This window comes from Pseudomonas caricapapayae (assembly GCF_001400735.1).
Classification (GTDB): Bacteria; Pseudomonadota; Gammaproteobacteria; order Pseudomonadales; family Pseudomonadaceae; genus Aquipseudomonas; species Aquipseudomonas caricapapayae.
In genome coordinates, this window is record NZ_LJPW01000177.1 from 1 (window position 1) to 13,959 (window position 13,959).

Sequence of the window (13,959 nt, forward strand, 5' to 3'; positions counted from 1 at the left end):
CGGATCAGTGACAGGACGAAAAAACCCGAGGAAGTCGGGCCGGAGAGGGAGCCCGGGGGGTTGGTTACTTTGGTCCATCAAAGTAACTCGCCGAAGGGCGAAAAGCTGACGCGAATCGAAACCCGATCTTCCTGGCACCACAGAACCGCGGTGTGACGCAGAGCGTCAAGGACTGCATTCCGACGAATTGGTACGACAGTCAGGCGGGGCCGGGACTTTGCTCACTTTGGCCCCTCAAAGAGCACAGACACGATAGTCAACGCCACATGTGATCATCCACGATCAACGGCCAGCGCGCGACTCGCGGATGTAAAACCGCGCTTTTTCAGCTTTTTCGGTGCAGCCTTCAAACGCTTCGAACTGCTGCTGAGTCTTGGCACCCGTCAGCAACGACAAGGCCTTGGAGTAGCTGACGGTGCCGGCGAAGCCTTCGGCCTTGGCCAGATCAAGCTCATGCCAGGCAGCATCAAGCTGGGTGGCACAGCTGTCCCGATACCCGGTCTTGCCAGCACAACCTGCAAGAACCAAGACAAGCAATGGCAGACAGATAAAGGCTTTCATGGGGGGTGTTACCTCAAGAGTGAACAGGGAGTGTGCGGCTTTGACGGTCCGGGCCGATAAAAGTGCCGTGCCACGGGCGTGTTACCGCTTTTTTCATCTAGTGGTCAGCCAGCAGACGATAGCCTATTCCAGGCTCAGTGAGGATGAACCTCGGAGCGGTCGGATCATCTGCCAGTTTCTGCCGCAAATGCCCGACCACGATACGCAGATAGTGGCTGTCGTCGGTGTGTGTCGGCCCCCAGATATCCTTGAGCAATTGCTGCTGGGTAATGACGCGTCCGGGATGGCGTGCCAACTGCGCCAGCACCGCGTACTCCTTGCGGGTCAATGCAACCTCATGCCCCTCGAGCAGCACACGACGATAAGCCAGGTCAATGGTCAGCGGCCCGAATTGAAGGGCAGACTCCGGTTTGTCGCTGCCCGAAGCCTGCCTTAGCAGCGCTCTGATTCTGGCCAGAAACTCCTGAATGCCGAACGGCTTGGTCACGTAATCATTGGCCCCGGCGTCCAGTGCCTGAACTTTCTGAGCTTCGCTGGCGCGCACTGAAAGCACCAGTACCGGCACTGCCGACCACTCGCGAAACTCGCTCAGCACCTGCTGACCGTCCATGTCCGGCAGCCCTAGGTCGAGCACCAGCAAATCAGGCTTGTTCAAGGCTGCCTGGGTCAGACCGTCCGTGCCGGTAGCGGCCTCCAGTACCTTGTAGCCCTGGGACACCAGACTGATGCGCAGGAACTTACGAATCTGAGGCTCGTCATCGATGACCAGAATAGTCGCCGCCTGGCTCAAGCTGACTCCTCCATGTCCACATCCGGCTGGGTCTGCAACGGCAGAAACAAAGTGATGCGCGTACCTTGCCCGTCAATGCCTTCCTCGACCGCAAGACGCCCCCCGTGCGCACCGATCATGCCCTGACAGATCGCCAGGCCCAATCCCGTGCCCTGCCCGCCGCGATCGCCGCGTGCAGCGGTGTAGAACATGTCGAAAATCTTTGCCCGTTCATCCTCGGGAATACCTGGTCCCTCGTCACTGACCGAAAAAAACAATTCACTGTCGACCACGCCCGCCGCGACCTGCAAGCGCCCGTCGACGGGCGAAAAACGTGCGGCGTTTTCCAGCACATTGACCAGCGCCTGTTCGATCAGTGCGGCATGCACGTAGAGCAAGGGCAGTTCGCCGGTCACCCGAGTGCTGACCTGCAACGGTGCCAGCACCGCACGCAGCCGATTGAGCGCACTGCCGACAATATCGGCAGGCGCCACCCAGTCACGGGCGAGTTTCAGCGCGCCGTGTCCCAGGCGAGTCATGTCCAAAAGGTTCTGGATGTATCGATCCAGGCGCTCGGCTTCATCACGCGTGCCTTCCAGCAGCTCGCGGCGATCCTCCAGAGGGATGGCTTCGCCCAGGGCCAGCAGGCTGTCGATGCTACCGCGCATTGACGTCAGTGGTGTACGCAAGTCGTGGGAGACCGAGGCCAGCAAGGCACTGCGCAATTGCTCGGTTTCACCGTGCAGGCGCGCCGCCTCAAGCTCCTGCGCCAGTTGCGCGCGCGCCAGCGCCTGCGCCAGTGGCTGGGTCAGCGCTGCCAGCAGGCGTCGATGCTGCGCGGTAAACGAGTGGCCTTCGCGCGCGCTGACGCCCAACAAGGCCAATGGCCCCTCTTCTGCGGTGATCGGCCACCACCACCAACGCCCGGACGGTAGCGTACCGGTGCCGCTGCCAGCCGGTTGATCGTGCTGCCAGGCCCAGTCGGCGGCGGCACGCTCGGCTTCCGAGAAAGTCAGTGGCCCACCGGTTTCGACCACCCAGCCGCCCTGCCCGTCACGATCGACCAGGCATAAATACAATTCCTTCCAGCCGGAAAAATGCTGCTCGGCGGCGTTGAGCACTGCCTTGCGGTCAGTGGCGGCGGTCATCTTGCGTGACAGGTCAAGCAGCTCGCTGGTCTGTTCCTGGGTATCGCGCAGTGCCTGCAACTGCCTGCGCTGGCGTGCTGCCAGTTTTCCGGTCAAGGCCGACATCAGCAGGAAGAACAATAGCGTCAGGACGTCTTCCTCGCGCTGAATGTTCAGCGAGAAACTCGGCGGAATGAACAGAAAGTCATAGGCCAGAAACGACAGCCCCGCACAAGCCAGCGCTGGCCCCATGCTACTGCGCACTGCGACCAGCAACACCGCAGCGAGGAAGATCAGGGAAATATTGGGCAGCGCCAGCACGCCCGACACCCCCCAGGCGACCAGACTGGCGATCAGCGTTGCCGCAAAGGCCAGCGCATAATCGAACCACACGACTTCGCGAGCCGGGCGTGCCCGCGGCGGCTGATCGGGCAGCGCCTCGCTGTCGTCGAGCACCGAGATTTCCAGCCCGTGCCCTTCGCGCAGCAAGCGCGCTGCAACGCCACCGCCAAACAAACGCCGACGCCAGTGTCGGCGCGACTGGCCAACCAGCACTACGCTGGCCCGCCGCTCGATGGCATGCTGCACCAGCGTTCTGGCGACCTCCCCGGCGCGCAGTGAAACCGCTTCGCCGCCCAGTCGCTCAGCCAGTTGCTGAGCGCCTTGCAAACGCGCGCGGGACTGCTCGTCCAGGGTTTGCCCATCGTCCACATGCACTGCACTCCACGGCAGATGGCGACGCTGGGCAACCCGACTGGCATGACGCACGAGGCGCTCGGCATGCACATCGCCATCGATGCCGACCAGCATCCGCCCGCGTACCGCAGGCGCAGACTGGCCCAGTTGCCGGTAGCCCTGCGCCAGATCGTTGTCAACCTGGGCAGCAGCCGTCTGCATCGCCATTTCGCGCAGCGCAGTAAGGTTGGTCTGGGTGAAAAACGCATCGATGGCCGCGCGCGCCTGTTCCGGCACGTAAACCTTGCCATCGCGCAGTCGCTCCAGCAGTTCGCGGGGAGGAAGGTCGATCAGTACCAGGTCGAAGGCTTCCTGCAACACCCAGTCCGGCAGTGTTTCACGCACCTGCACCCCGGTGATGCCGCGCACCTGATCATTCAGGCTTTCCAGGTGCTGAACGTTGACCGTGGTGTACACATCAATGCCCGCAGCGAGCAGCTCCTGGATGTCCTGCCAGCGCTTGGCATGCCGACTGCCGGGTGCATTGGTGTGCGCCAGTTCATCGACCAGTACCAGCGCTGGCGCTGCCTTGAGCAAGGCATCAAGGTCCATTTCTTCGAGGATCATGCCGCGGTATTCGGTGCGCAGCAAAGGCTGTTGCGGCACGCCATTGAGCAGCGCCTCGGTTTCCGCACGGCCGTGGGTTTCCACAACGCCCGCCAGCACCTTCACACCCTGACGCAACTGCGCATGAGCTGCCTGAAGCATCGCGTAGGTCTTGCCTACCCCTGGAGCAGCACCGAGAAAAACCTTCAGCCTTCCGCGCCCTTCGCGGGGCAACTGGGCCAGCAATGCGTCAGCTCGACCGGAATCACTCACCTTGGTTACTACCTCTCTCTGATCAGTCACAGCGTAGTGAATCTATTGCATGCGCGGCGCAGTTTGTTACAACTGTGCGTTGCGCGGTGCAGACGGTAACTGATTCAGGCTCATATTCAAGGCCAATACGTTGACCACTGGCGGGCCGATCAAAGGACGTTGAGTGTTGGCGTCGATCAGCGCCTGCACCTTGTCCAGCGGCAACTGACGCGCTGTCGCCACGCGACTGGCCTGCCAGGCAACTGCTTCCGGGGAAAGGTGCGGGTCAAGGCCACTCCCGGAAGTGGTCAGCAAGGCCAGCGGCACCGGGCCTTGAGCAGGGTTCGCCAGTCTGGCAGCTTCTTCCGTGACGCGTGTCGCCAGCGCCGGGTTGCTCGGCGCAAGGTTGCTCGCGCCACTGGCCACCGTAGCGAACGCGCCTGCCGACGGGCGCGACTGAAACCACTCATCACCGGTGAACGACTGGGCGATCAGCGCCGAGCCGCGCACCTTGCCGGCCTCGTCATACACCAGGCTGCCATTGGCCTGCGCCGGAAACGCCACCTGTGCCACTCCGGTGACCACCAGCGGATACGCCACACCGGTAATCAGGCTCATCAACACGATCAGGCTCAAGGCCGGACGCAATACACTGGACATCTGCACATCCTCAATCAGGTGAGGCTGCACGCCGACCGGCATGCAGCACAGGCTTCAAACAAGGCCGAGGCCGACCAGCAGCATGTCGATCAGCTTGATACCGAGAAACGGTACGATGATCCCGCCCAGGCCGTAGATCAGCAGGTTGCGACGCAGCAGGTGAGCGGCGCTGGCCGCCTGGACACGCACGCCACGCAGGGCCAGCGGAATCAGCACCACGATAATCAGCGCGTTAAAGACGATGGCCGAGACAATCGCGCTCTGCGGGCTGGCCAGTTGCATAACATTGAGCACGCCCAACTGCGGGTAGATCGAAGCAAACAGCGCAGGCAGCACGGCGAAATACTTGGCCACGTCGTTGGCAATCGAAAAGGTGGTCAGTGCGCCTCGGGTAACCAGCAATTCCTTGCCGATCTGCACCACGTCCAGCAGCTTGGTCGGGTCGCTGTCGAGGTCAACCATGTTGGCCGCTTCACGCGCGGCCTGGGTGCCGTCGTTCATTGCCATGCCAACGTCCGCCTGAGCCAGCGCAGGTGCATCGTTGGCACCGTCGCCACACATCGCCACCAGACGGCCTTCGCCCTGTTCCTGGCGAATACGCTCCAGCTTCTTCTCCGGCGTGGCTTCGGCCAGCACGTCATCCACGCCTGCCTCGGCGGCAATCGCCGCAGCGGTCAGCGGGTTGTCGCCGGTCACCATCACGGTGCGGATACCGAGTTTGCGCAGTTCTTCAAAGCGTTCGCGAATGCCCGGTTTGACCACGTCCTTGAGATGAATCGCACCCAGCAGTCGACCATTGGCGCAGACCAGCAATGGCGTACCCCCGGTCTTGGCAATCTTGTCGACCTCACGTGCCAGCGCGGGCGGCAGATCGCTGCGCTGCAGGTCGATGAACGCCAGCAGCGAATCCACCGCGCCCTTACGGTACACATGGCCCTGATAGTCCACACCGGACAGGCGTGTATCGGCGCTGAACGGCACAGCGGTTACCGAACTCAGGGTGGGCTCGTTCATCGGGTGCAGGTTGCGCAGGAACTCGACGATGGATTTGCCTTCAGCCGTATCGTCGGCCAACGATGCCAGCAAGGCACCCTCGCCCAGTTCCTTCGGGGTCACGCCGGGCGCTGCGTAAACGGCAGCGCAACGCCGATTGCCGAAGGTGATGGTACCGGTCTTGTCCAGCAACAGCACATGCACATCGCCCGCAGCTTCCACGGCGCGACCGGACTTGGCGATCACGTTGAGGCGTACCAGACGGTCCATGCCGGCGATACCGATGGCCGACAGCAGACCACCGATGGTGGTCGGAATCAGCGTGACCAGCAGCGCGACCAGAAACACCAGCGGCAGGCTGCCACCGGCAAAATGGGCGAACGGCTGCAAGGTGATGACCACCAGCAGGAAGATCAGGGTCAGGCCGATCAGCAGGATATCCAGCGCCACTTCGTTGGGCGTCTTCTGGCGTTTGGCCCCTTCGACCAGTGCGATCATGCGGTCGAGCGTCGATTCACCGGGGTTGGTGCTGATACGCACCAGCAGCCAGTCGGAGACCAGTCGGGTGTTGCCCGTGACAGCCGAGCGGTCGCCGCCGGACTCACGGATCACAGGTGCCGATTCACCGGTAATAGCCGCCTCGTTGACCGCCGCGATGCCTTCGATGACTTCGCCGTCGCCGGGGATCATTTCCCCGGCCTCGACACGTACTATATCGCCCTTGCGCAATTCGCTGGCATTGACGGTACGAAGGCTGCCATTTTCGTCGCGGATACGCGCCTTGAGCCCTTCGCTACCTGCCTTCAGGCTATCAGCGCGTGCTTTGCCACGCCCCTCTGCCAAGGCTTCGGCGAAGTTGGCGAACAGCACGGTGAACCACAGCCACAAGGCGATCTGCACGCAGACCGAGGTGGGCACTTGCGGGTTGGGGATGACACACAGCACGGTGGTCAGAATGGCGGTCAGCTCGACCACCAGCATGACCGGCGAACGCTTCAACTGGCGCGGGTCGAGCTTGACGAACGCCTGTACCAACGCCGGACGCCACAAGGCGGCGATGCCGGTCCTGGCCGACTCGCCGGGGATCTGCGGTTCGGCGACTTTTACAGCATCACGTCTTGAAATTTCAGTAGTGCTCATGATCGGTTCCTCAGAAACCCAGGCTCAGGTGTTCGGCAATCGGCCCCAGTGCCAGGGTCGGCAGGAAGGTCAAACCACCCACCAGCAAAATGGTGACGGTCAGCAGAGTGACGAACAGCAGGCCATGAGTCGGGAAGCTGTTCTGACCCTGAGGGGCGGTTTTCTTCATGGCCAGGCTGCCAGCCAGCGCCAGCACTGGCAGGATGTAACCAAAGCGGCCGATAAAGATCGCCAGGCTGAGCATCAGGTTGTGAAATACGGTATTGGCGCTGAAACCGCCGAACGCCGAGCCGTTGTTAGCCGTCGCCGAGGTGTAGGCGTACAGCAACTGACTGAAACCGTGCGCACCGGGGTTGCTGATCGCACCTGCCGGTCCGGGCAGACTGGCGGCAATCGCGCCCAGCACCAGCACGCCCACCGGCATCACCAGCAGGGTCGCGACCAGCAGCCTGACTTCCTGTGCCTGAAGCTTTTTGCCCAGGTATTCGGGCGTGCGGCCAATCATCAATCCAGCCAGAAATACGGCGATCAGCACGTTCAATAGCATGCCGTTGAGGCCTACACCGACGCCGCCGAAAATCACTTCGCCGACCATCATGTTGACCAGCGCAACCATGCCGGTCAGCGGATTGAGGCTGTCGTGCATGCCGTTGACCGAGCCGTTGGAGGCCGCCGTGGTGGCAACTGACCAGAGAACGGTGCCGGTCGTGCCGAAGCGGGTTTCCTTGCCCTCCAGCGGTGCGGCCTGTTCAACGCCGGCGATGTTCAGCGCCGGATTGGGCTGGTACTCGGCCCACAGCGACACCGAACCGCCGATCAATAACAGGGCCAGCATGCAACCGAGAATGGCCCGGCTCTGGCGCATGTCCTTGACGTAATGACCGAAGGTGAACACCAGTGCGGCCGGGATCAGCAGGATCGATACCAGCTCGAACAGGTTGCTCAGGGCGGTCGGGTTCTCGAACGGGTGCGCCGAGTTGACGCCGAAGAACCCGCCGCCGTTGGTGCCCAATTGCTTGATGGCTATCTGGCTGGCTGCCGGGCCCATGGGCAGGCTTTGATCCGCGCCTTGCAGGGACAACGCATCAATGTAATGGGCGAAGTTCTGCGGCACGCCCTGCCAGACCAGGAACACCGCCAGTACGAGACTGACTGGCAACAGCCCATAAAGCGTGGCGCGGGTCATGTCTGCCCAGAAATTACCCAGGCTCTGCGAAGAACGACGGCTGATACCGCGACACAGCGCAACCAGCACCGCCAGACCGGTTGCGGCGCTGACGAAGTTCTGCACGGTCAGGCCAGCCATCTGGCTCAGGTAGCTGAGCGACGCTTCGCCGCTGTAGGACTGCCAGTTGGTGTTGGTAACAAAGCTCATGGTGGTATTGAATGCCAGGGACCACTCCATGCCCGGCAGTTGCTGCGGGTTGAGGGGCAGTACGCCCTGCATCATCAGCATCGCAAACAATACGACAAAGCCCGCCAGGTTGAATGCCAGCAAGGCCCAGGCGTACTGCTGCCAGGATTGTTCGGTTTTCGGGTCGACCCCGGTGATCCGGTAACAGGCACGCTCGACCGGCCCCAGCACAGGGCTCAGCCAGGTGCGCTCGCCTTCCATGACTCGATAGTAGAACCGCCCCAGCCAGGGCGCGGGTGCCAGCAACAGGACCAGAAAGGCCAGGATCAACAGATAATCGTAACTGTGCATGATCACTCCTGACTCTGATCGGCGCGCAACAGCGCCACCAGCAGATAGATGAACAGCCCGACTCCCATCAGCAGAGAGATACCATCCATAACGCTCATTGAAATTTCCCCCATCAGGCAACACCGATACGGCGCAGGCCGCGTGAAGAGATTGTCCGCAGGCAGGGCGTAAAGGCGCGATAGCGACAGTCGGCGCCGGGCGTAAAGAAGCTGTAAAAAAGCGCTACAGGCCAGACGGCACGGCGTATGCGCAAGCGTCAGCGCTGTCATTTCTGTCAGGTTCGCGATGTTGACTCTGGGGGTATCGTGGTGCGGCGATCTTCAGGGAAAGGACTTCACTATGCTTCGCGACAAGGGCAAACCGCCCGACACCGTACCACCCTCCCCAGCCACGCCCGCCGTTGTCCATCTGACTGTCAAGGAACGACAAGTCCTGGAATGGGTAGCCATCGGCAAATCCGCCTGGGAAATATCACGGATACAGGGATGCTCGGAAGCGACCGTGCATTTTCATACCAGCAATATCCGCCGCAAGTTCGGGGTGACGTCGTTGAAGGCGGCGCTGGTGATGGCGATCAGGCAGGGGGTGATTTTGGGGGAGTGAGCCGGTGCGTTGTCAGTCGGCGCATAGCGTTCAATCCGCCCATTCTGACTAACAGACCAGGCCGCACGATTGAGCACATGCGGCTGGTCACAGAAAGCCTTCTATATTACTCGAATGCGCTTTGGCAGTAGGGGGCGACGCGCTGCTTAATAAAAAATATCGGCATCAGCACCATAACTCGGTAAACCATTGGCCCTAATAAAAGAAGACTCCTGTTGAGGGGGTACTCCCGGCAAAAATATCGCATTTCGACGTGCCGTTTTAGTCGCTGCAAAGATTACCTTAGAGCCAAACATATCTTGTTCAATGCCAGACCGGGGAGCTGCTGTAGGTGAACGTGTCGTTCGGCTTGAGGGAATAGAAGTCTTGTTCGGACGCAAGTTTACGTTACCCCTGTTAATACTTACTGCGCTTTTCTCAACCAAATTACTTCCAGTACTGGCTTTTGGGAATGCTTTTTTATGTCGACTAACATGCAGGGCAACCCCTCCCGTGCCATTTTTGTCTGGAATTTGGTAAGCGGAGTTGTTTCCTTTCAGCGAAGCTACAGTCCGTCCAGGTTTCTTTGGCTTCATGCCAAAGATCCTTCTGAGAAGCTTCGCTATATTCATATGCCCCGACGGATCCACCCCATTCACCGGATCCCCCTCAACATACACATAAGCATTCAACCCGCCCTCCCCAAACGGGCTCAAACTGTCCGGACTATGGAAGCGCGTCAGCACCGGATTATAAGCCCGGTAGCCATTGCCCAGCAGTTGCCAGCCAGTATCGCTCTCGGTCAGTTCGCCATTGAACCCCAGCCCCCCGGGAGGTTCATCAGAGCTGCGATAGCCATAGGCGGTATAAGCGCTGTCATGTTTTGCGCCGCAGACAACCTCGCTTAGAACGGTGTTGCTCAGAGTGGTTGCCAACAACCGCGTTGCCGCGCCAGCGCCACTTTGCTGATCGGCCAGCAGACCATCGCCACCGCGCATGAACGTGCGCTGCTGAGTGCCACTGATCTGGTTGGCGGGCTTGCCGTCCCGATAGAAACGCTGCTCGACACCCTGTGAATTCTCACGCGCTGCGAGCACGTCCAGCGCGTCGTAACGATACGCGTGATCGCTGTGCTTGCCGGGCACCGAAGGGACACTGACCTCCAGCAAGCGACCCAATGCGTCGTAACGCAGGGTACGGCCCTGTTCATCCTGAATCAAATTGCCGTCAGCATCGTAGCTCAGGACGAGCTCTGGATACTCTTCATGCGTGTTGGTAACGCCCAGCAATTGAGTAGGGTCGATCTGCCGGTCGGCGTAGTGATAAGTTGCCACATTAGTACCGCCTGGAAACACGGTCTGAACCCTGCTCAGATTGTCGAAGGTATCGAAACGAAATAATTGTCGCTGTATGGGCTTGCCGTAGGGATCGACAGGCAGTTGGCTGCCAGAACAGGTGTACAGAGTCAGCCGCCCGCGAGCGTCATAGGTGTAGCCTTCATCGCGCAGCACTGTGCCACCCTCAACCAGCGTGCGCTGCTTCATCCGGTCATTCGCATCATAGACCTGAGTCATGACTTGCTGTACGCCGCCAAGATCAAAGTCACGCTGCACCTCGCGGCCAAACTCGTCGTAGATGAGTTTGACCGCGACTTTATTGGCCCCCTTCAGCGTCTCGATGTCACACGTCTGGCCCAGCGAGTCGTAAATAAACGTCGACGTGATGTCCCCAAGCCGGGTTTCCGTCAGACGCCCTGCCCCATCGTAAGTGCAATTCTGGACCTGCCCAAGCACATCGGTGTACTCCATCAGCAGCCCCATCAGGCTGTAGCGGTAATGCATGGCCCACGTCTGCGCGCCGACGGTGCGGGTTTCGCATTTCAGTTCACCTAGGGTGGAGTAATCACGTGTCAACCCCTGGCCCTGCTCCTCACAACTGCTCAGGCGTGCGTCTTTAGAGTCGTATGTATAAGTGGCAGAAACCCCACTGCCCAGTATCTCGCGCTGCAACGGCTGATCGCTCAATGAAGGGAGGTACATATACTCGATGGTCTGTTCACTGGCTGTGCGCACAGTTTTAGGCTGGGTCTGCCCCGTTTCGAACGTAAATATCTGTTCACGGCCTCCGGTGACCGACTTGTATCGACGCTCAAGCCCGTCAAAGGATTGCCGACCCAGAATGTAGCCGTCGACGCTGATCGCCGTCGGCAGGTCCTCGATGCTGTGAGCGGCATACTCGCACGTGACCGATGCCCCGCCAGGCAGCGTGGTTTTGATCATGCGATCGAACGCATCGTAGCCGTATCGGGTGACATGATTCAGCGCATCGACCTCTTCGACGGTGCGGCCGAGACCATCGTAACGGTAAATCTGTTTGCTGACCGTCGTCCCTTGCCGGGTAAAGCGCTCGACGCTTTCAGGCTTTTCAAACAGGTTGAGCCGGGTGACCGTCAGGCCATATTGCTCAGTCGCCGCGAGGCTGGTCTGTCGCCATTCGTGCTGCTCAGGGCCTGAGGTGCCGAGCTGCTGGTAAGTCTGCTGAAATGCCACCACCCCGTCCGGCCCTGTTTCACTGACCTGCTGGCCCCAGTCGTCGTAGCCGAAGGTGCTGGTCAGGGTCAGCGACTTTTGCTTTTCGTCCAGCCAGTCGTAGTGGGTTTCCTTCTGCAGCTGGCCCCGGGCGTCGTACGTCGCTGCGTAGGTGTCACGCATACACCCATCACCCTCGGTGTTCTGGCGCGTTTCGCGAAACACCCGGCCTAGCCCGTCCAGCTCACTGCAGGTAGTCACGCCTTTGACGTCGGTCACCTCCTGATGCGCCATCTGGCCGTCGGCGGCCACCAGTCCATAGGCATAATGGCGAGTGGCTTCGTAGGGCGTATCCGGGGCCACGGTTTCACTGGTGATACGTTCCAGAGCGTCATAGGTGTAGCGAATTTCCACCTTGGCGTCGTCGAGCGTCAGCAGCGGCTCGCCGTTGAGCAGCGAGTGTTCCAGATCGATGGTCCGGGTGTGGCTGTCCAGTGTGCTGCTCAGGGTCTGGGTAGTTTTGAGCACGGTTTCGGCTTGTTTTCCTTTTTTCACCGCCCGACTCAGGGACTTGCTGTAGGCAAAGCTGGTCAGGGTGCTGATGCCGTTGAGCGTGAACGTATCCCGCAAGGGGCGACCGTGGCTCAACGCATCCTCCGGCTGCTGAATGTAGAGATGGTCGGTGGTGTGCAGGGTCGTTTCCGAGTCGCCCTGCACCCTGAGCAGCGTCTCGCCGGTGAGCACCAGCCAGGGTTGTGATGCACCGCTGACCGGTGCCATCGCGTCATAAACAAAGCGGGTTCTCAGCACTGGCGCAGCTTCGCCATAAGTGGACGGCGCGGGTGTCACGGTGCGGGTCCGGACCTGGCGCACGAAGTCTTGCGGGTCTGGCGGGCACTGAAACTCGCCCTGTGTTTCGCCTTCTGCCGGGTACCAGGTGCTGGTTTCAACCACGCCGCTGGGCTGGACCTGACGCGTCAGGTTGCCAAAGTCGTCGTAGTCGCTGCTGACCGTTTCGTAACGCGCCTGGCTGGCATTGCTGCGCAGCGACCAGCCGGTGGTCACGGTTTTGGGCAGTTGGAAGTAAGGCGGTTGCTGGTCGAAATCGGTTTGTTCGAGCGCGTGATAGACCGTGCGGGTCTTTTTCACGTTATCGCCCTGGGTGGTGGTTTCCTCGGTCAGCAGGTGAAAGCGGTTGAAGCTGCGCTCGACGGTGCGCACCACCTGATTGCCGACGATCAGGCTTTCGGTGGTGCCGTACTGATAGTCGCCACGGATGCGGTACAGGTTGTCTTCACCGTTGTCTTCCCAGATCAGCCCGGCGGCGTTGTTGCCAAGGAAATTGTGGGTATTGACCGTGTCGTGAGCGCGATAGCCATAGCGGGTCCTGATCGGCGGTTGACCTTGCCCCGGGTCGCTGACGTGTTCGGTGACTCGACGCAGGGCCGGACGCGGAGCCAGACGCAGGGCCTGACACAAGGCTCGACGCTGTGCCGGGCGCAGGGCCTGATACAGAGTTCTACACAGGGCTCGACGCAGGGCCGGGCGCAGGACCAGACGCAGGGCTCGACGCAGGGCCAGACGCGCGCCGGTGTCGGGGAACAAATGCCCGGCGTCGTCATAGCGCGCGGTTTCGTGAGCACCGCTGGGGGTCCAGGCGTCAACAATGCATAACAGGCCGTTCAGACGCTCGTAACGAAAACGCCAGCAGGCTGCGTCCTTGGTGGGCAGCACCACCTTCGCAACACGAAAATCATCCTCGGCCAGTTCCATGCTAAAGCGTGTGGGGAGCAGGTCCGGATTGAGGGTGATTTCAACCCGCCGGCCTTCGCGCGTCAGCCTGAGCAAGGTGCGCTGGCTATCGCTGACAGACGCAAGTATTTGTTGGCCATTGAAATAGTTATAGGTCAGGTACACCGCACGCCCGTCGGGCGAGCTGATTTCGTAAGGCAGCGCCAGTCGGTTATCAGCACCGCCACCGACCCGAAGCCGCTCCACAAGGCCGGACTTGTGGACGATCCTGAAGGTGTCGCCGCCGGTGTCATGAACGTGAAAACTGTCGAGTTTCTGCTCCTTCATCAACAACCGGGCACCGTCAACGCTGGTGTGGGTGACCTTGAAGGACTCGCCGCTGCTCAGCGAGAGCATGCGCGTGACGGGGTCATACTGGGAGAGTTGCAGGTTCCAGCCAAAGCCGTAGCCGGAGTCCCGGGTATTGAGCGGGCTGAAGGCCAGGGTGATGGGCACGAGAGGGCCGGCCAGGTCATTGGCCTTGAGCTCTGGCAGGCTGATCGAGGCGGTGTACAACCCGGTACGCGGATCGACCCCGCTGCTGAGGAAACTCATGAAGTTGAAGGCGTT

9 protein-coding genes are annotated in these 13,959 nt (G+C 60.8%); 1 reads left to right on the forward strand and 8 read right to left on the reverse strand.

Translation table 11 applies throughout. From position 1 onward, the window contains the following. Positions 1-282: 282 nt before the first annotated feature. The 7 genes from ALO80_RS27085 to kdpF form a co-directional block, all read right to left on the reverse strand. Positions 283-561: a hypothetical protein gene (locus ALO80_RS27085; protein ID WP_054986263.1), complete on the reverse strand. Its 279-nt coding sequence runs from the start codon at positions 559-561 to the stop codon at positions 283-285. Positions 562-658: 97 nt separating this feature from the next. Beyond that, the gene (locus ALO80_RS27090) at positions 659-1,351 is read right to left on the reverse strand and encodes a response regulator (RefSeq protein ID WP_054986262.1); all 693 of its coding nucleotides are present in this window, start codon (positions 1,349-1,351) and stop codon (positions 659-661) included. Then, the gene (locus ALO80_RS27095; protein ID WP_055011187.1) at positions 1,348-4,011 is read right to left on the reverse strand and encodes a sensor histidine kinase; all 2,664 of its coding nucleotides are present in this window, start codon (positions 4,009-4,011) and stop codon (positions 1,348-1,350) included. The genes ALO80_RS27090 and ALO80_RS27095 overlap by 4 nt, the downstream gene beginning before the upstream one ends. Before the next feature lie 66 nt (positions 4,012-4,077). Then, a complete protein-coding gene (gene kdpC, locus ALO80_RS27100; protein ID WP_055011192.1) occupies positions 4,078-4,650 on the reverse strand; it encodes a potassium-transporting ATPase subunit KdpC in 573 nt (190 codons plus the stop codon). 54 nt (positions 4,651-4,704) lie between these two features. After that, positions 4,705-6,783 (reverse strand): potassium-transporting ATPase subunit KdpB, encoded by a 2,079-nt coding sequence (kdpB, locus tag ALO80_RS27105; protein ID WP_055011188.1) that lies wholly within the window; start codon positions 6,781-6,783, stop codon positions 4,705-4,707. Positions 6,784-6,793: 10 nt separating this feature from the next. Next, complete coding sequence (kdpA, locus tag ALO80_RS27110) at positions 6,794-8,488, reverse strand: potassium-transporting ATPase subunit KdpA (protein ID WP_055011189.1); 1,695 nt, start codon at positions 8,486-8,488, stop codon at positions 6,794-6,796. 2 nt (positions 8,489-8,490) lie between these two features. Beyond that, complete coding sequence (gene kdpF / locus ALO80_RS27115; protein WP_003406089.1) at positions 8,491-8,586, reverse strand: K(+)-transporting ATPase subunit F; 96 nt, start codon at positions 8,584-8,586, stop codon at positions 8,491-8,493. Positions 8,587-8,773: 187 nt separating this feature from the next. On the opposite strand from kdpF, the gene ALO80_RS27120 reads away from it, so the two are divergent. After that, the gene (locus ALO80_RS27120; RefSeq protein WP_055011190.1) at positions 8,774-9,091 is read left to right on the forward strand and encodes a helix-turn-helix domain-containing protein; all 318 of its coding nucleotides are present in this window, start codon (positions 8,774-8,776) and stop codon (positions 9,089-9,091) included. Positions 9,092-9,237: 146 nt separating this feature from the next. Here the strand turns inward: ALO80_RS27120 and ALO80_RS27125 are convergent, their stop codons facing one another. After that, a complete protein-coding gene (locus tag ALO80_RS27125) occupies positions 9,238-13,944 on the reverse strand; it encodes an RHS repeat-associated core domain-containing protein (protein WP_055011191.1) in 4,707 nt (1,568 codons plus the stop codon). Between the last annotated feature and the right edge of the window lie 15 nt (positions 13,945-13,959).